The sequence below is a fragment of the Rhodococcus sp. 15-725-2-2b genome (assembly GCF_002259075.1).
Taxonomy (GTDB): domain Bacteria; phylum Actinomycetota; class Actinomycetes; order Mycobacteriales; family Mycobacteriaceae; genus Rhodococcoides.
In genome coordinates this window covers 1-12,674 of sequence record NZ_NPFL01000018.1, presented here as the reverse complement: position 1 = coordinate 12,674, position 12,674 = coordinate 1, and the positions used below count along the sequence as shown (strand labels likewise).

16 protein-coding genes and 1 pseudogene are annotated in these 12,674 nt (G+C 66.6%); 2 read left to right on the top strand and 15 right to left on the bottom strand.

The genetic code is table 11. The annotated features are described in order from the left end of the window. Window positions 1–24 precede the first annotated feature (24 nt). The 8 genes and pseudogenes from CH306_RS29950 to CH306_RS20445 all read right to left on the bottom strand — a co-directional run bounded on the left by CH306_RS29950 (window position 25) and on the right by CH306_RS20445 (window position 7,258). Window positions 25–288, bottom strand: a complete 264-nt coding sequence (locus CH306_RS29950) for a TM2 domain-containing protein (RefSeq protein ID WP_235387202.1) — start codon at window positions 286–288, stop codon at window positions 25–27. Window positions 289–430: 142 nt separating this feature from the next. After that, window positions 431–721: pseudogene (locus CH306_RS29945) on the bottom strand (hypothetical protein); the annotation flags it as partial. Between the two features lie 192 nt (window positions 722–913). After that, the gene (gene lgt / locus CH306_RS20470; protein WP_094629253.1) at window positions 914–1,936 is read right to left on the bottom strand and encodes a prolipoprotein diacylglyceryl transferase; all 1,023 of its coding nucleotides are present in this window, start codon (window positions 1,934–1,936) and stop codon (window positions 914–916) included. After that, a complete protein-coding gene (trpA, locus tag CH306_RS20465; RefSeq protein WP_032394328.1) occupies window positions 1,933–2,736 on the bottom strand; it encodes a tryptophan synthase subunit alpha in 804 nt (267 codons plus the stop codon). The genes lgt and trpA overlap by 4 nt, the downstream gene beginning before the upstream one ends. Continuing rightward, the gene (gene trpB, locus CH306_RS20460; RefSeq protein ID WP_045199662.1) at window positions 2,733–4,004 is read right to left on the bottom strand and encodes a tryptophan synthase subunit beta; all 1,272 of its coding nucleotides are present in this window, start codon (window positions 4,002–4,004) and stop codon (window positions 2,733–2,735) included. The genes trpA and trpB overlap by 4 nt, the downstream gene beginning before the upstream one ends. Before the next feature lie 134 nt (window positions 4,005–4,138). Beyond that, complete coding sequence (gene trpC / locus CH306_RS20455; RefSeq protein ID WP_032394329.1) at window positions 4,139–4,948, bottom strand: indole-3-glycerol phosphate synthase TrpC; 810 nt, start codon at window positions 4,946–4,948, stop codon at window positions 4,139–4,141. A gap of 79 nt (window positions 4,949–5,027) precedes the next feature. Next, window positions 5,028–5,693 (bottom strand): TIGR02234 family membrane protein, encoded by a 666-nt coding sequence (locus CH306_RS20450; protein WP_094629252.1) that lies wholly within the window; start codon window positions 5,691–5,693, stop codon window positions 5,028–5,030. After that, a complete protein-coding gene (locus CH306_RS20445; protein WP_094647831.1) occupies window positions 5,690–7,258 on the bottom strand; it encodes an anthranilate synthase component I in 1,569 nt (522 codons plus the stop codon). The genes CH306_RS20450 and CH306_RS20445 overlap by 4 nt, the downstream gene beginning before the upstream one ends. A gap of 56 nt (window positions 7,259–7,314) precedes the next feature. Between CH306_RS20445 and CH306_RS20440 the strand changes: the two genes are divergently transcribed. Continuing rightward, entirely contained in the window at window positions 7,315–7,776 is a 462-nt protein-coding gene (locus CH306_RS20440; RefSeq protein ID WP_094629251.1) for a peroxiredoxin, read from the top strand. Window positions 7,777–7,959: 183 nt separating this feature from the next. Further along, window positions 7,960–8,466 (top strand): MarR family winged helix-turn-helix transcriptional regulator, encoded by a 507-nt coding sequence (locus CH306_RS20435; protein ID WP_094629250.1) that lies wholly within the window; start codon window positions 7,960–7,962, stop codon window positions 8,464–8,466. On the opposite strand, the gene hisI is transcribed toward CH306_RS20435, so the two are convergent. The 7 genes from hisI to CH306_RS20400 all read right to left on the bottom strand — a co-directional run. After that, window positions 8,457–8,810 (bottom strand): phosphoribosyl-AMP cyclohydrolase, encoded by a 354-nt coding sequence (gene hisI / locus CH306_RS20430; RefSeq protein ID WP_032394334.1) that lies wholly within the window; start codon window positions 8,808–8,810, stop codon window positions 8,457–8,459. The two genes, CH306_RS20435 and hisI, sit on opposite strands and share 10 nt — an antisense overlap. A gap of 15 nt (window positions 8,811–8,825) precedes the next feature. After that, window positions 8,826–9,599 (bottom strand): imidazole glycerol phosphate synthase subunit HisF, encoded by a 774-nt coding sequence (hisF, locus tag CH306_RS20425; protein ID WP_032394335.1) that lies wholly within the window; start codon window positions 9,597–9,599, stop codon window positions 8,826–8,828. Further along, window positions 9,596–10,426 carry an inositol monophosphatase family protein gene (locus CH306_RS20420; RefSeq protein WP_094647830.1) on the bottom strand — a complete coding sequence of 277 codons (831 nt, stop codon included), beginning with the start codon at window positions 10,424–10,426 and terminating at the stop codon, window positions 9,596–9,598. The genes hisF and CH306_RS20420 overlap by 4 nt, the downstream gene beginning before the upstream one ends. Window positions 10,427–10,433: 7 nt before the next feature. After that, on the bottom strand, window positions 10,434–11,168 hold the full coding sequence (gene priA / locus CH306_RS20415; RefSeq protein ID WP_032394337.1) for a bifunctional 1-(5-phosphoribosyl)-5-((5-phosphoribosylamino)methylideneamino)imidazole-4-carboxamide isomerase/phosphoribosylanthranilate isomerase PriA: 735 nt from the start codon (window positions 11,166–11,168) through the stop codon (window positions 10,434–10,436). 56 nt (window positions 11,169–11,224) lie between these two features. Next, window positions 11,225–11,431 (bottom strand): hypothetical protein, encoded by a 207-nt coding sequence (locus CH306_RS20410; RefSeq protein WP_032394338.1) that lies wholly within the window; start codon window positions 11,429–11,431, stop codon window positions 11,225–11,227. Further along, the gene (hisH, locus tag CH306_RS20405; RefSeq protein WP_032394339.1) at window positions 11,428–12,057 is read right to left on the bottom strand and encodes an imidazole glycerol phosphate synthase subunit HisH; all 630 of its coding nucleotides are present in this window, start codon (window positions 12,055–12,057) and stop codon (window positions 11,428–11,430) included. Before hisH ends, CH306_RS20410 begins: the two co-directional genes overlap by 4 nt. Continuing rightward, window positions 12,054–12,674: MFS transporter (locus CH306_RS20400; protein ID WP_143546922.1), on the bottom strand; the 621-nt coding region annotated here is incomplete at its 5' end. The genes hisH and CH306_RS20400, both read right to left, overlap by 4 nt.

Here is a 12,674-nt window from a genome sequence, read left to right as displayed (position 1 = left end):
CCCGATGCACTACCAGCAAGGGCATCAGTCTCTCAGTTTTCGCCCCTGAGCATCGGTCACATTGCCCACCAGTATCAGGACGCCGTCGACCACGTGCCATACGAAGAGCCCCAGAAGCAGAATCACTCCGAGGCCGAACACCGCCGTGAGGAGAAATCCGAAGAAGAACAAGAGCAACTGCGCGACGCCGATCCCGATACTTCCGATGTAGAAGCGGCCGACTCCCAACCAACCGAGAAACAGCTGCAGCAATCCGCCGACGATCTTCGACTTGTCCGACAGCGGCACGCCGGTCACCGGATCGCGCCCGTACGGTGCATCTGGGCCGACGCCGAATGCGGATCCACCCGGATAGCCGACGGGTACGCCATATCCCTGCTGGCCGTATCCCTGCTGTTGGTAACCCTGCTGCCCGTAATTCGGCTGTTGATAGCCCTGCTGCGGGTAACCCTGCTGCCCGTAGTTCGGCTGCGGATAGCCCTGCTGCGGGTAACCCTGCTGCCCGTAATTCGGTTGCGGATAGCCCTGATGGCCGTGATTCTGCTGCTGGTAGCCCTGCTGACCGTAACTCTGCTGCTGGCCGTACCCCTGCTGCGGGTAGCCGGGGGGTGCCGGAAATCCACCGAGCGGGTTGTCGGTACTGCCGTCCGGGCTCGGTGCCGGGTAGCTCGGCGTGCTGGACCAACCGGGGCCGTTTCCGATACCCGAGTACGTGTCCCACCCCGGGCCCGTGGGACCGGTCGGACCGTGCGAGGGCGCGGACTCCGACGTTCCCGGTGCCTCCGAGAGCGACGCTTCGGCGGTGGCGTCGTAATCGAAAGGCGTACCGAACGACGCGGTCGGATTCGACCCGTTGTCGCTCGAATCGGCGGTGGAATCCGGTTCGGGGTCGGGCTGAGGGGTCTTGTCGAAATCAACCACGCGTACTGCCTTCTTCCTCGGCTTTCTTGTCGGACGCCGGACCGGGCTGCGCGTCGACGGTGCTTGCGTCCGTGGTGCTGTCGATCGGTGCCGAACGCGAACCTTCTGCATCCGATGCGGTGTCCTCGGAAGAGGTCTCGCGATCCACGTCGTCGTTCGATTTCAGCGTCGCCGGATCTTCACGGCCCTTGGTGGCGATCACGAAGTACGCGAGCGCCAGAACGAAGATGATGGCGGAGGTGAAGGTGTTGATGCGTATACCGGCGATCGTCGTGGCGAAATCGTCGCGCATGAGTTCCACCCAGAACCGTCCGGCGCAGTATCCGGCCACGTACAGCGCGAACAGTCGACCGTGGCCGATCGTGTACTTGCGGTCGACGAGAACCAGAAGCACCACGACCGCGACGCTCCACAACAGCTCGTACAGGAACGTCGGGTGCACCACTTTTTCCACGAATCCGGTCGAGATCCCGTTGAGTGGATCGAGCCGTCCGTCGGAGTCGACCCGTTCGTAGATCTCCAGGCCCCACGGCTGGGTGGTGGCGCGTCCGTACAGTTCCTGATTGAAGTAGTTGCCGATGCGGCCGATCGCCTGGGCCAGCAGAATCGGAGGACCGACTGCATCACCGAACGCCGGCAGCGGAATCCCGCGTCGACGGCACGCGATCCAGGCACCGACGCCGCCCAGGAACACCGCTCCCCAGATTCCCAGCCCGCCGTTCCAGACGTACAACGCTTCGACCGGGTTTCCGCCGGGGCCGAAATACGTCTTCCAGTCGGTTGCCACGTGGTACAGACGTCCGCCCAGCAGGCCGAACGGGACGGCCCAGACCGCGACGTCGAGGACTGTTCCCTTGGTTCCACCTCGGGCCACCCAGCGGCGATCACCCCACACGACGGCAACGACGATGCCGATGATGATGAACAGGGCGTAGGCCCGCAGAGCCAGCGGTCCGACGTGCCACACCCCCTGCGGCGGACTGGGAATGTAGGCCAGGATCGCGGTCGAAGTCACGACGCTACGTTAGCCGAACGGACACCCTCGGCGAGTTCCGTCGTCAGGTCGCGCACGGCGTCGAGTCCCTTGTCGACGGCACTGACCAATGCCGAACCGACGATCACCGCGTCGGCGTAGCGGGCGATCTCGGCTGCCTGGGCACCCGAGCGCACTCCAAGACCCACGCCGATGGGAATGTCGGAGTGTTGACGGATGCGTGCCGAGAGTGCGGGGGCCATCGAGGACACCGCGTCGCGGGCACCGGTGACGCCCATCGTCGAGGCCGCGTACACGAAGCCGCTACTGGCCTCGACGGTGCTGACCAGCCGCTCCTCGGTGGACGACGGGGCGACGAGGAAGATTCGGTCGAGTTCGTACCGGTTCGAGACCTCGATCCATTCCTGCGCCTCGTCGGGAATGAGATCCGGAGTGATGATCCCGAGCCCACCCGCACTCGCGAGGTCGCGCGCGAAGTTCTCGATGCCGTACTTGAGGACCAGGTTCCAGTAGGTCATGACGACCGCTCGGCCACCCGCTGCAGCGACCTGCTCGGTGACGGCGAAGACGTCCTTGACTCGGGCCCCGGCTCGCAGCGCGACATCGGCCGCGGCCTGGATCGTGGGGCCGTCCATCACCGGATCGGAGTACGGGATGCCCACCTCGACGATGTCGCATCCGGCGTCGACCATCGTCTTGAACACCTCGACCGATCGCGGCACCGTCGGAAATCCTGCCGGGAGGTATCCGACGAGTGCTGCGCGCCCTTCGGCACGGCACTGCGCGAAGGTCCCCGAGAGGCGGGAGTCGTTGTTGCTCATGGCTTGATACCTGCTTCGTCGTCCACGTTCGCTTCGCCGTCTCCGTCGATCAGACCGAACCATTCGGCTGCGGTGTCGACGTCCTTGTCGCCGCGACCGGAGAGGTTGACCAGGATGATCGCGTCCTTGCCCAACTCCTTGCCGAGGGTGAGCGCGCCTGCGATGGCGTGCGAGGACTCGATGGCCGGGATGATGCCTTCGGTGCGGCACAGCAGCTTGAAGGCGTTCATGGCTTCGGTATCGGTGATGCCGCGGTACTCGGCCCGACCGATGTCGTGCAGGTACGAGTGCTCGGGACCGACGCCCGGGTAGTCCAATCCCGCTGAGATGGAATGAGATTCGACGGTCTGACCGTCCTCGTCCTGCAGCAGGTAGGAGTACGCACCGTGCAGGGCTCCCGGAGTTCCACCACTGATCGTCGCAGCGTGGCGGCCGGTCTCGACACCGTCACCCGCCGCCTCGAAGCCGATCAGCCGAACATCGGCGTCGTCGATGAAGGCGTGGAAGATGCCGATTGCGTTGGAGCCACCGCCGACGCAGGCGGCGATGGCGTCGGGCAACCGGCCCGTGGACGCGAGCACCTGCTGCCGCGCTTCGAGGCCGATGATGCGCTGGAAATCGCGCACCATGACCGGGAAGGGGTGTGGCCCGGCGACGGTGCCGAAGCAGTAGTACGTGTTGTCCGCGTTGGTGACCCAGTCGCGCAGCGCCTCGTTGATGGCGTCCTTGAGGGTGCGCGATCCGGACTTCACGGCCACGACACTGGATCCGAGCAGACGCATCCGAGCGACGTTGAGGGCCTGCCGTTCGGTGTCGACCTCGCCCATGTACACGACACACTCGAGCCCGAGGAGCGCGCACGCCGTGGCGGTGGCCACTCCGTGCTGGCCCGCGCCGGTCTCGGCGATGATCCGTGTCTTGCCCATACGCTTGGCCAGGAGCACCTGTCCGAGCACGTTGTTGATCTTGTGAGAACCGGTGTGGTTGAGGTCTTCTCGCTTGAGGAGAATCCGAGCGCCGCCTGCGTGCTCGGACAACCGCGTCGCCTCGAAGACCGGCGAGGGGCGACCGGTGTAATCGCGCTGCAGTCGGTCGAGTTCACCGAGGAACTCGTTGTCGCTGCGTACCTTCTCGTACTCGGCGGTGACTTCCTCGATCACGCCCATCAGTGCCTCGGGCACGAATCTGCCGCCGTAGACACCGAAATGGCCGCCCACATCGGGCTCGTGCGCGCTGCGATCGGTGAGGCCGATGCTGCTCTGCGGCAGATCAGCGCCCTTGAAACGGACTGCCTGCGGGGCGTCCGTGATGGAAGAAGAATTGCTGGTGCTCACCGGTCCAGTGTGCCCCAACGGCGGACCGCCGCCGCGTTCGGGTCGGGTGCCGGGTCAGCGGTGCAGGGTCAGCGTGCGGGCTTGGGGCACGACGGATGCGTGCCCGCCGTCACCAGGTCCGAGACGGCCGTACGCGGATCTCCTGCGGTGACCAAGCCCTCGCCGACGAGTACCGCGTCGGCACCTGCACCGGCGTAGGCGAGCAGATCCGCCGTGCCACGCACTCCGGACTCCGCGATACGAATGACCTCGCTGGGCAACCCGGGAGCGATACGGCCGAAGCTGTCACGATCGATCTCGAGCGTCTTCAGATTGCGGGCATTGATGCCGATCACGCTGGCACCGGCCTCGAGGGCGCGGTCCGCCTCGGCCTCGGTGTGCACCTCGACCAGCGCCGTCATGCCCAGCGACTCGGTGCGGTCGAGCAAGGACGCCAACGCATCCTGCTCCAGCGCCGCGACGATCAGCAGGATGACGTCGGCACCGTGGGCCCGAGCCTCGTGGATCTGATAGGGGCCGACGATGAAGTCCTTGCGCAGCACGGGAATCGACACCGCGGCACGCACGGCATCGAGGTCTGCCAGAGACCCGTGGAAGCGACGTTCCTCGGTGAGAACACTGATGATGCGCGCGCCGCCCTGCTCGTACGCGCGGGCCAGAACGGCCGGATCACCGATGTCGGCCAACGCCCCCTTGGACGGGCTCGCTCGTTTCACCTCGGCGATGACGCCGATGCCGTCCTCACGGAGGGCAGCTGCCGCGTCGAGGGGGGCCGGTGCTGCCTTCGCTGCTGCTTTCACGGCGGCGAAATCGACCACCGATTCACGCGCGGCCACGTCGGCTCGCACACCGTCGAGAATCGAGTCGAGAACAGTCATGGTGCCCCCAGTCCTTTCTGAGCGTCGACGTCCGATGTGAGGAATCTCATCGGGGTCGGATCTAGCGTAGAGGGCCGATTCAATCCGACGAACGCCGGGTACCGGACTCGTCGGTAGGGTCTTCGCCGGCGTCGAGCGCGTCCCACATCATGCGTTCGGTGAGGTCCTCGCCCTCGTCCTGCACACCGGCACCGGAGGCACTGCTGCGCGCACGACGAGCAACCTCGTCACGACGCACCGCCGGGGCGTCGTACTTGGACGAGAGTACCTGCGTGGCAAACGTTTTCCGAATCGACACCACAGCCGCAGCGAAGGCGCAGAGTGCACCGACGAGGGTGACGATCGCGGGCAGAACCGACACGTCCGTCATCGACACCTGGGCGCGGGCCGGAAGCTCAGCCAGCGCCGCGGACTCCGAATCGGACGCCCCGGCAGTGAGCAATCGAACTGCCGGAATCGCGGCCGCCACGGCCACCACAGCGATCAGCAGGGCGAGCACACGCGATGCCCACCCCCGCACGGCGAACGACGCGGCGATCGCCGCCACCAACACCAGTGCCAGCGGGGTCGTGGCAGCGGCCCAGGTGCTGCCGAGCAGGTCGTCGGTTCGGCTCTCCCCCAGCCCGTCGAACGACGTCACCCGAACCCACGTCATCCTCGACGCGCCCCACAGGCACACGGCAGCAACGACCAGAAGGGCGACGGGCAGAGCGGCCGACCCGCGGCGATTGGATCGCTCGGTCATCGGCCGCCGACCTCACGGAGCGACTCCGCAGCGGCGACGGCTCCCAGCACCGCCATCGCCTTGTTCCGCGCCTCGTCGTCCTCGTACTCCGCAACCGAGTCGGCCACGACGCCTGCCCCGGCCTGAACGTAGGCGGTGCCGTCCTTGATCAGTGCGGTGCGAATCGAGATCGCCGTGTCGGCGTCTCCCGCGAAATCGAGGTAGCCGACGATGCCGCCGTAGATGCCGCGTCGGGTCGGTTCCAGTTCGTCGATCAGTTCCATCGCGCGCACCTTCGGTGCCCCGGACAGGGTGCCTGCCGGGAAGCAGGCCTTGACCGCGTCGAGGGCACGCTTGCCCTCGGCCAACCGTCCGGTGACCGTCGACACCAGGTGCATGACGTGGCTGTATCGCTCGATGTGGCGGTAATCGCTCACTCGCACGGTGCCGGGAGCGCAGACTCGCCCGAGATCGTTGCGGCCCAGATCGACGAGCATCAGGTGCTCGGCGTTCTCCTTCTCGTCGGCCAGCAGATCCTTCTCGAGCAGCACATCCTCCTCCTCGGAGGTGCCTCGCCACCGCGTGCCCGCGATCGGATGCGTGGTGGCGAGACCGTCGACCACCGTCACCAATGCCTCGGGGCTCGATCCGACGATGGAGAAGGCCGTCTCATCGTTCTCCCCCGGTACGTGCATCAGGTACATGTACGGGCTCGGATTCGAGGCCCGCAGCATCCGGTAGACGTCCAGCGGTGACGCATCGGTGTCCATCTCGAAACGTTGGGAGAGAACCACCTGGAACGCCTCACCTGCTTCGATCTCCTCCACCAGGCGAGCGACGTCGGCACCGAAGCCCTCGGACGTGCGCTGCCTCCGGAACTGCGGCTTCGGCCTGGACACGGTGGAGACCGTGGAGGCGGCGGGCTTCGACAGGTCTGCGCACATGCGATCCAATCTGCGCACCGCGTCGTCGTACGCCTCGTCCACATGCTCGTCGGTGCCGTTCCAGTTGACCGCGTTCGCGATCAAGGTGATCGCGCCCTCGTGATGGTCGACGGCCGCGAGATCGGTCGCGAGCAGCATGACCAACTCCGGAACACCGAGATCGTCCTGCGCATGCTCGGGCAGCTTCTCGATGCGCCGCACCGAGTCGTATCCGAGGTAACCGACCATGCCGCCGGTCAACGGAGGCAGACCTGGCAGCCGCTCCGAGTGCAACAGCTCCAGAGTCCGCGCCAGCACTTCGAGAGGATCGCCGCCGCTCGGCACCCCTGCAGGAACGTTGCCGCGCCATGCGGCCTCACCGTCGATGACGGTGAGCGACGCCGGAGAGCCTGCACCGATGAACGACCACCTGGACCACGAACTGCCGTTCTGTGCGGACTCGAGCAGGAAGGTTCCGGGTCGGTCGGCACCGAGCTTGCGGTACGCCGACAGCGGGGTCTCGGAGTCGGCGAGCACTTTTCGCGTCACCGGCACCACGCGGTGCTCGGCGGCGAGATGCCGGAACACCCCACGCGAGGTCGTCGAGTCCGAGTTCTCGGTGTCGGGAGTGGGGCTGGGGTCGGTGGTCGTCTCGCCGTGCATGCCACCATCCTCCCAGGTTCGGCACGAGCGTCGGCGCTCGCGGTAACCTGCCGAGCATGAAACCAGGCGAGCTCGTTCCCGATTTTTCCCTGCCGGACCAGACCGGAGAGACCCGAACGCTGACCGAATTGCTGGCGGACGGTCCGGTGGTGCTGTTCTTCTACCCCGCTGCCTTCACCCCCGGCTGCACCGCCGAGGCGTGCCATTTCCGGGACCTGGCGTCCGAGTTCGCCGAGGTCGGTGCCACCCGGGTCGGCATCAGCGCCGATGCGGTCGCGAAGCAGGCAGAGTTCGCCGCCGCCAAGTCCTTCGACTACCCGCTGCTGTCCGACGAGGACGGCACCGTCGCCACCGCGTTCGGCGTCAAGCGTGGTCTGCTGGCCAAGCTCTCCCCGGTCAAGCGTGCGACGTTCGTCATCGGCACCGACAGGAAGGTCCTCGAGACCTTCTCGAGCGAGGTCCGGTTCGAGGCCCACGCAGACAAGGCTCTCGACTACCTGCGGGCACATCGCACCTAGAGCACTGTCCGACGCGATGCCTCGGGTGGGGGAACCTCGAGGCATCATGTGCAGACCACAACTATCTGGGCAGGAGTGGAGCCTGCAGCAACGACCCACGGATAGGAGTGGAGCCTGCAGGAACGACCGAGACAGATCATCGGAGCCTGCAGCAACGACCGAGAGATCGAGAGGTTCCCTGGGATGGACACGTCGGCGACACCGCAACACACGGTGGATCCCCGTTGGCTCACCGAGAGTCAACAGGAGGCCTGGCGGTCGCTCGTCGCCCTGGTCACTCGACTTCCAGCAGCGTTGGATGCTCAGCTGCAGCGCGATTCGCAGCTGACCCACTTCGACTACTTCGTCCTCGCGACGGTCAGCGAGAATCCGCAGCGACGGATCCAGCTCCGCGACCTCGCCGAGTACGCGAACGCGTCGCTCTCGCGCCTCTCGCACGTGGTGACCAAGCTCGAGAAGGCCGGTTGGGTGCGGCGCGAGTCGATCCCGGGTAGCCGCGGGTCCTATGCGGTGCTGACCGACGCAGGCATGGCGAAGGTCGTGGAATCGGCACCGGGGCACGTCGGCACGGTGCAGTCACTGGTGTTCGAGGGGCTCTCCGACGCGGAGGTCGAGCAGCTCGCGACCCTGAGCTCGACTCTGCTGACGCAGTTGGACAAGGGAATCGCGGCCGGAACCGGTCACGCCTGAGGGTCGGGGCCCAACAGGACGTCGGCATCGAAGCAGGTGTGCGTGCCGGTGTGGCACGCCGCGCCGACCTGGTCGACGACCAGGAGCACGGTGTCACCGTCGCAGTCGAGTCGAACCTCGTGCACGTACTGCGTGTGACCCGACGTCTCACCCTTGACCCAGTACTGCTGCCTGGACCTGGAATAGTAAGTGCCCTTGCGGGTTTCGAGGGTTCGTGCCAGCGCCTCGTCGTCCATCCAGGCCACCATGAGTACCTGACCGGTCGACCGTTCCTGCACGACGGCGCTGAACAGTCCGGCCTCGTTGCGCTTGAGCCGCGCGGACAGACTCGGGTCGAGTGTCATCGGAAATCCTCTTCGCTATCGGACGACGATGCGTTCGGCACGCATCGCATCCTTGACCTGGCCGATGGTGAGATCACCGAAATGGAACACGCTCGCGGCGAGAACCGCGTCCGCGCCGGCGTGCACTGCCGGCGAAAAGTGTTCCACGGCGCCTGCTCCGCCACTGGCGATCACCGGCACGTGCACCGCGCTCCGGACGGCGGCGATCATCGGCAGATCGAATCCGGCTTTGGTTCCGTCGGCGTCCATCGAATTGAGCAGGATCTCACCGACGCCCAATTCCGCTCCCCGTACTGCCCATTCGACGGCATCGATGCCGGTGCCGCGTTTGCCGCCGTGGGTGGTGACCTCCCAGCCCGACGGGGTGTCCTGCTGACCGTCCGGAACGGTTCGGGCATCGACCGAGAGCACGATGCACTGCGAACCGAATCGTTCGCTCAGTTCACGCAGCAGTTCCGGCCGCGCGATCGCTGCGGTGTTGACACTGACCTTGTCCGCCCCGGCTCGCAGCAGTCGATCCACGTCGGCGACGGTGCGCACTCCCCCGCCGACGGTGAGCGGGATGAACACCTGCTCGGCAGTGCGGCTCACGACGTCGAGCATCGTGCCTCGGTCCGACGTCGACGCGGTGACGTCGAGGAAGGTCAGCTCGTCGGCCCCCTGCGCGTCGTAGGCGGCCGCGAGCTCGACGGGATCGCCTGCGTCGCGGAGGTTCTCGAAGTTCACTCCCTTGACGACGCGTCCGGCGTCGACGTCGAGGCACGGGATCACTCTGACCGCGACGCTCATCGCACCGGTCCTTTCAGGTAGTCGACGGGATCACCGAGTTCGGTGATCACCTTCAGCAATTCTTCGTGCACTCCCGGTCCGGCTGCGAGCACCGACGCCGAGTCGACCGTCCAGGCTTCGCCCGCGAGGTCGGTGACGATTCCGCCTGCCGCGCGTACCAGCAGTGCGCCGGCTGCGTTGTCCCAGGCCCGGTGCCCGAAGACCACCGCGCCGCCGAGAACTCCGCTGGCGGTGTAGGCGAGATCGACTCCGGTGGCACCGTGCATCCGCAGTCGCGAGGAATGCATCGACAGCTCTTCGAGGATGCGGAATCGGAACCGACCCGGCAGCGAACCGCGGCTGGCCACGTTGAACGCACCGAACCCGATCATGGACTCGCGCAACGCTTTCGGCTGCAGCGGCGGAAGTGCGGCACCGTTGAGCAACAGGGGGCCGCCTGCCACAGCGGCGAAACGCTGATCCACCAACGGCAGCCAGGTGAGCCCGAGGATCGGCTCGCCATCGTCGAGCAACGCCAACAACGTTCCGGCCGACGGCAATCCCGACGAATAGTTGAAGGTGCCGTCGATCGGGTCCAGCACCCAGACGAGTCCCGAGTTCAGATCCGGTCCCCCGAACTCCTCACCGTGAACAGCGATTCCGGTGGCTTCGTGCAATTCCGCACCGAGCCGCCGCTCGAGCTCCAGATCCACTGCGGTGGCGAAGTCGTCGGGGCCCTTCTGCACTGCACTCGGTGCGCCGACGCCGGCTACGAACCGATCGTGGATGCCGTCGAGCAGACCTCCGGCGATCTCGAGCAGACGAGTCGGTTCCTCGGGAAGGGTCATTCCTGCGTTACCGAGACACCGCAGCGAGAGCGTCCGGAAGCGTGAAACGTCCGGCGTACAGAGCCTTTCCGACGATGGAACCTTCGACACCGCGGTCGACCAGTCCGGCGATCGCTTCCAGGTCGGCAATCGTGGACACGCCGCCCGATGCGATGACCGGCTTGTCGGTCTTGGCGCACACGTCGGCTAGCAGTTCGAGGTTGGGCCCGGTCAACGTGCCGTCCTTGGTCACGTCGGTGACGACGTAGCGCGAGCACCCGTCGCGCTCGAGCCGCTCCAGAACCTCCCACAGATCGCCGCCGTCGCTCACCCAGCCGCGGCCGCGCAACCGCGGTGCGCCGTCGACGATCAGCACGTCCAGACCGACGGCGACGCGATCACCGAACTCGCCGATCGCGCGGGAGCACCACTGCGGATCCTCGAGCGCTGCGGTGCCGAGATTGACTCGCGCACAACCGGTCGCCAGCGCCGCGCGCAGCGACTCGTCGTCGCGAATTCCGCCGGACAGCTCCACCTGGACGTCGAGCTCGCCGACGACCGACGCCAGCAGCTCGCGGTTGGATCCGCGTCCGAACGCAGCGTCGAGATCCACCAGATGGACCCACTCGGCACCGTCGTTCTGCCACGCGAGGGCCGCGTCACGGGGCGACCCGTACTTCGTTTCGCTTCCGGCTTCTCCTTGAACGAGACGGACAGCTTCGCCGCCTGCGACATCGACAGCAGGCAATAAGACCAGGCTCACGTGCGGTTATGCTACGGGCCGAGCGTCCGTGAACTCAAAACGGGTCGCCTGTGGTCCTACCGGAGTTCCTTGCGCGTCATGCGCGTGGACACCACACCCATCGCCGCGATCGCGCCGACCACACCGGCCAATGCGATGACCAAGCCCACCCCGGCACTCGGCTGCAGCACAGCGATCAGTGCCGTCGCGATGGCCAGCACGGCCACAGCCGCACCGAGTGCGCGAACCGCCAAGCGCCCGAGTGAGAACTCGCGATCGCTCACACCGATCGGACCCAGTTCTCGAGCAGCGCGGCCCCGGCGTCGCCGGACTTCTCCGGGTGGAACTGGGTGGCCGAGAGAGCGCCGTTCTCGACCGCGGCGAGGAACCGGCCGCCGTGATCGGCCCAGGTGAGCAACGGGGCGGCGATGGTGTCGCTGGGTTCGAGCTCCCACTGTTGCGCGGCGTAGGAGTGCACGAAGTAGAACCGGGTCTGGGGATCGATGCCGTCGAACAGCACGCTCTTCTCCGGTGCCTCGACGGTGTTCCATCCCATGTGGGGCAGCACCTCGGCCTGCAAGCGCTCGACCGTTCCCGGCCACTCCCCGCACCCGTCGGCCTCGACCCCGAACTCGACCCCGCGGTCGAAGAGGATCTGCATTCCGACACAGATGCCGAGGACGGGGCGTCCGCCCGCCAGGCGTCGCCCGATGATGCGCTCGCCTTTCACCGCCAGCAGCCCTTCCATGCAGGCGGCGAATGCGCCGACACCAGGAACGACCAGCGCTTCTGCATTCAGTGCCTCGTCGAAGTCCGAGGTCACGGTCACATCGGCACCGACTCGGGCGAGAGCCCGCTTCGCCGAGTGCAGATTGCCCGAGCCGTAATCGAGCAACACCACAGAAGTCATGCGGGAAGTCTATCGGGGCGTGGTCTCGCGACGAGCGCCACCGCCGCGACTGCGACCACCGCCGTTGCTGCTGCGGTGAATCCCGCGGTGTAACCCACACTCGTCGCCAGGACACCGAGGGCGAGTGCGCCCGCCCCGGTACCCGCGTCGAAACTGATGTTCCAGACGGCGCTCGCGCTGCTGTATCGGGCCGGACCGGCTGCGTCGAACGCCATCACGAGACTGTCGTTCTGGCACGCGCCGTACCCGATTCCGAACAGGACGGCTGCGACGAAGAACAGCGCAGCGGGCATGCCGCCGAGCGCGGCGATCGCGAACAGAGCGATACCGATTGCCGCCGACACCAACGCCGGAAACACCGAGCGTCCTATTCCGATGCGGTCGGCCACCGACCCCGCGGCGTAACGCCCGACGAGCATCGAGGCACTGACGACGGCCAGTGCGAGTCCGATCATCGCAGCTCGGTTCGATTCGGCGATCGGCAACAGACTGGTGATTCCCCCGTAGGCCGCCGACACCGAGGCCACGACGAGACAGGGCACCAGGAATCGGCGCTTGTCGAGGCGAACTCGCTCGATTCTGGGCGGCTGCGGGGCGGGTCGGGTGGGCGGCAGGAG

Coding starts and splice junctions, on each gene's coding strand:
- CH306_RS20420 (WP_094647830.1), bottom strand. CDS start 10,426: ATGACCCTTCCCGAGGAACCGACTCGTCTGCTCGAGATCGCCGGAGGT.
- CH306_RS20445 (WP_094647831.1), bottom strand. CDS start 7,258: ATGCACGGCGAGACGACCACCGACCCCAGCCCCACTCCCGACACCGAG.
- trpC (WP_032394329.1), bottom strand. CDS start 4,948: ATGACTGTTCTCGACTCGATTCTCGACGGTGTGCGAGCCGACGTGGCC.
- trpA (WP_032394328.1), bottom strand. CDS start 2,736: ATGAGCAACAACGACTCCCGCCTCTCGGGGACCTTCGCGCAGTGCCGT.
- CH306_RS20435 (WP_094629250.1), top strand. CDS start 7,960: ATGGACACGTCGGCGACACCGCAACACACGGTGGATCCCCGTTGGCTC.
- hisH (WP_032394339.1), bottom strand. CDS start 12,057: ATGACTTCTGTGGTGTTGCTCGATTACGGCTCGGGCAATCTGCACTCG.
- CH306_RS20450 (WP_094629252.1), bottom strand. CDS start 5,693: ATGACCGAGCGATCCAATCGCCGCGGGTCGGCCGCTCTGCCCGTCGCC.
- hisI (WP_032394334.1), bottom strand. CDS start 8,810: ATGACACTCGACCCGAGTCTGTCCGCGCGGCTCAAGCGCAACGAGGCC.
- CH306_RS20440 (WP_094629251.1), top strand. CDS start 7,315: ATGAAACCAGGCGAGCTCGTTCCCGATTTTTCCCTGCCGGACCAGACC.
- hisF (WP_032394335.1), bottom strand. CDS start 9,599: ATGAGCGTCGCGGTCAGAGTGATCCCGTGCCTCGACGTCGACGCCGGA.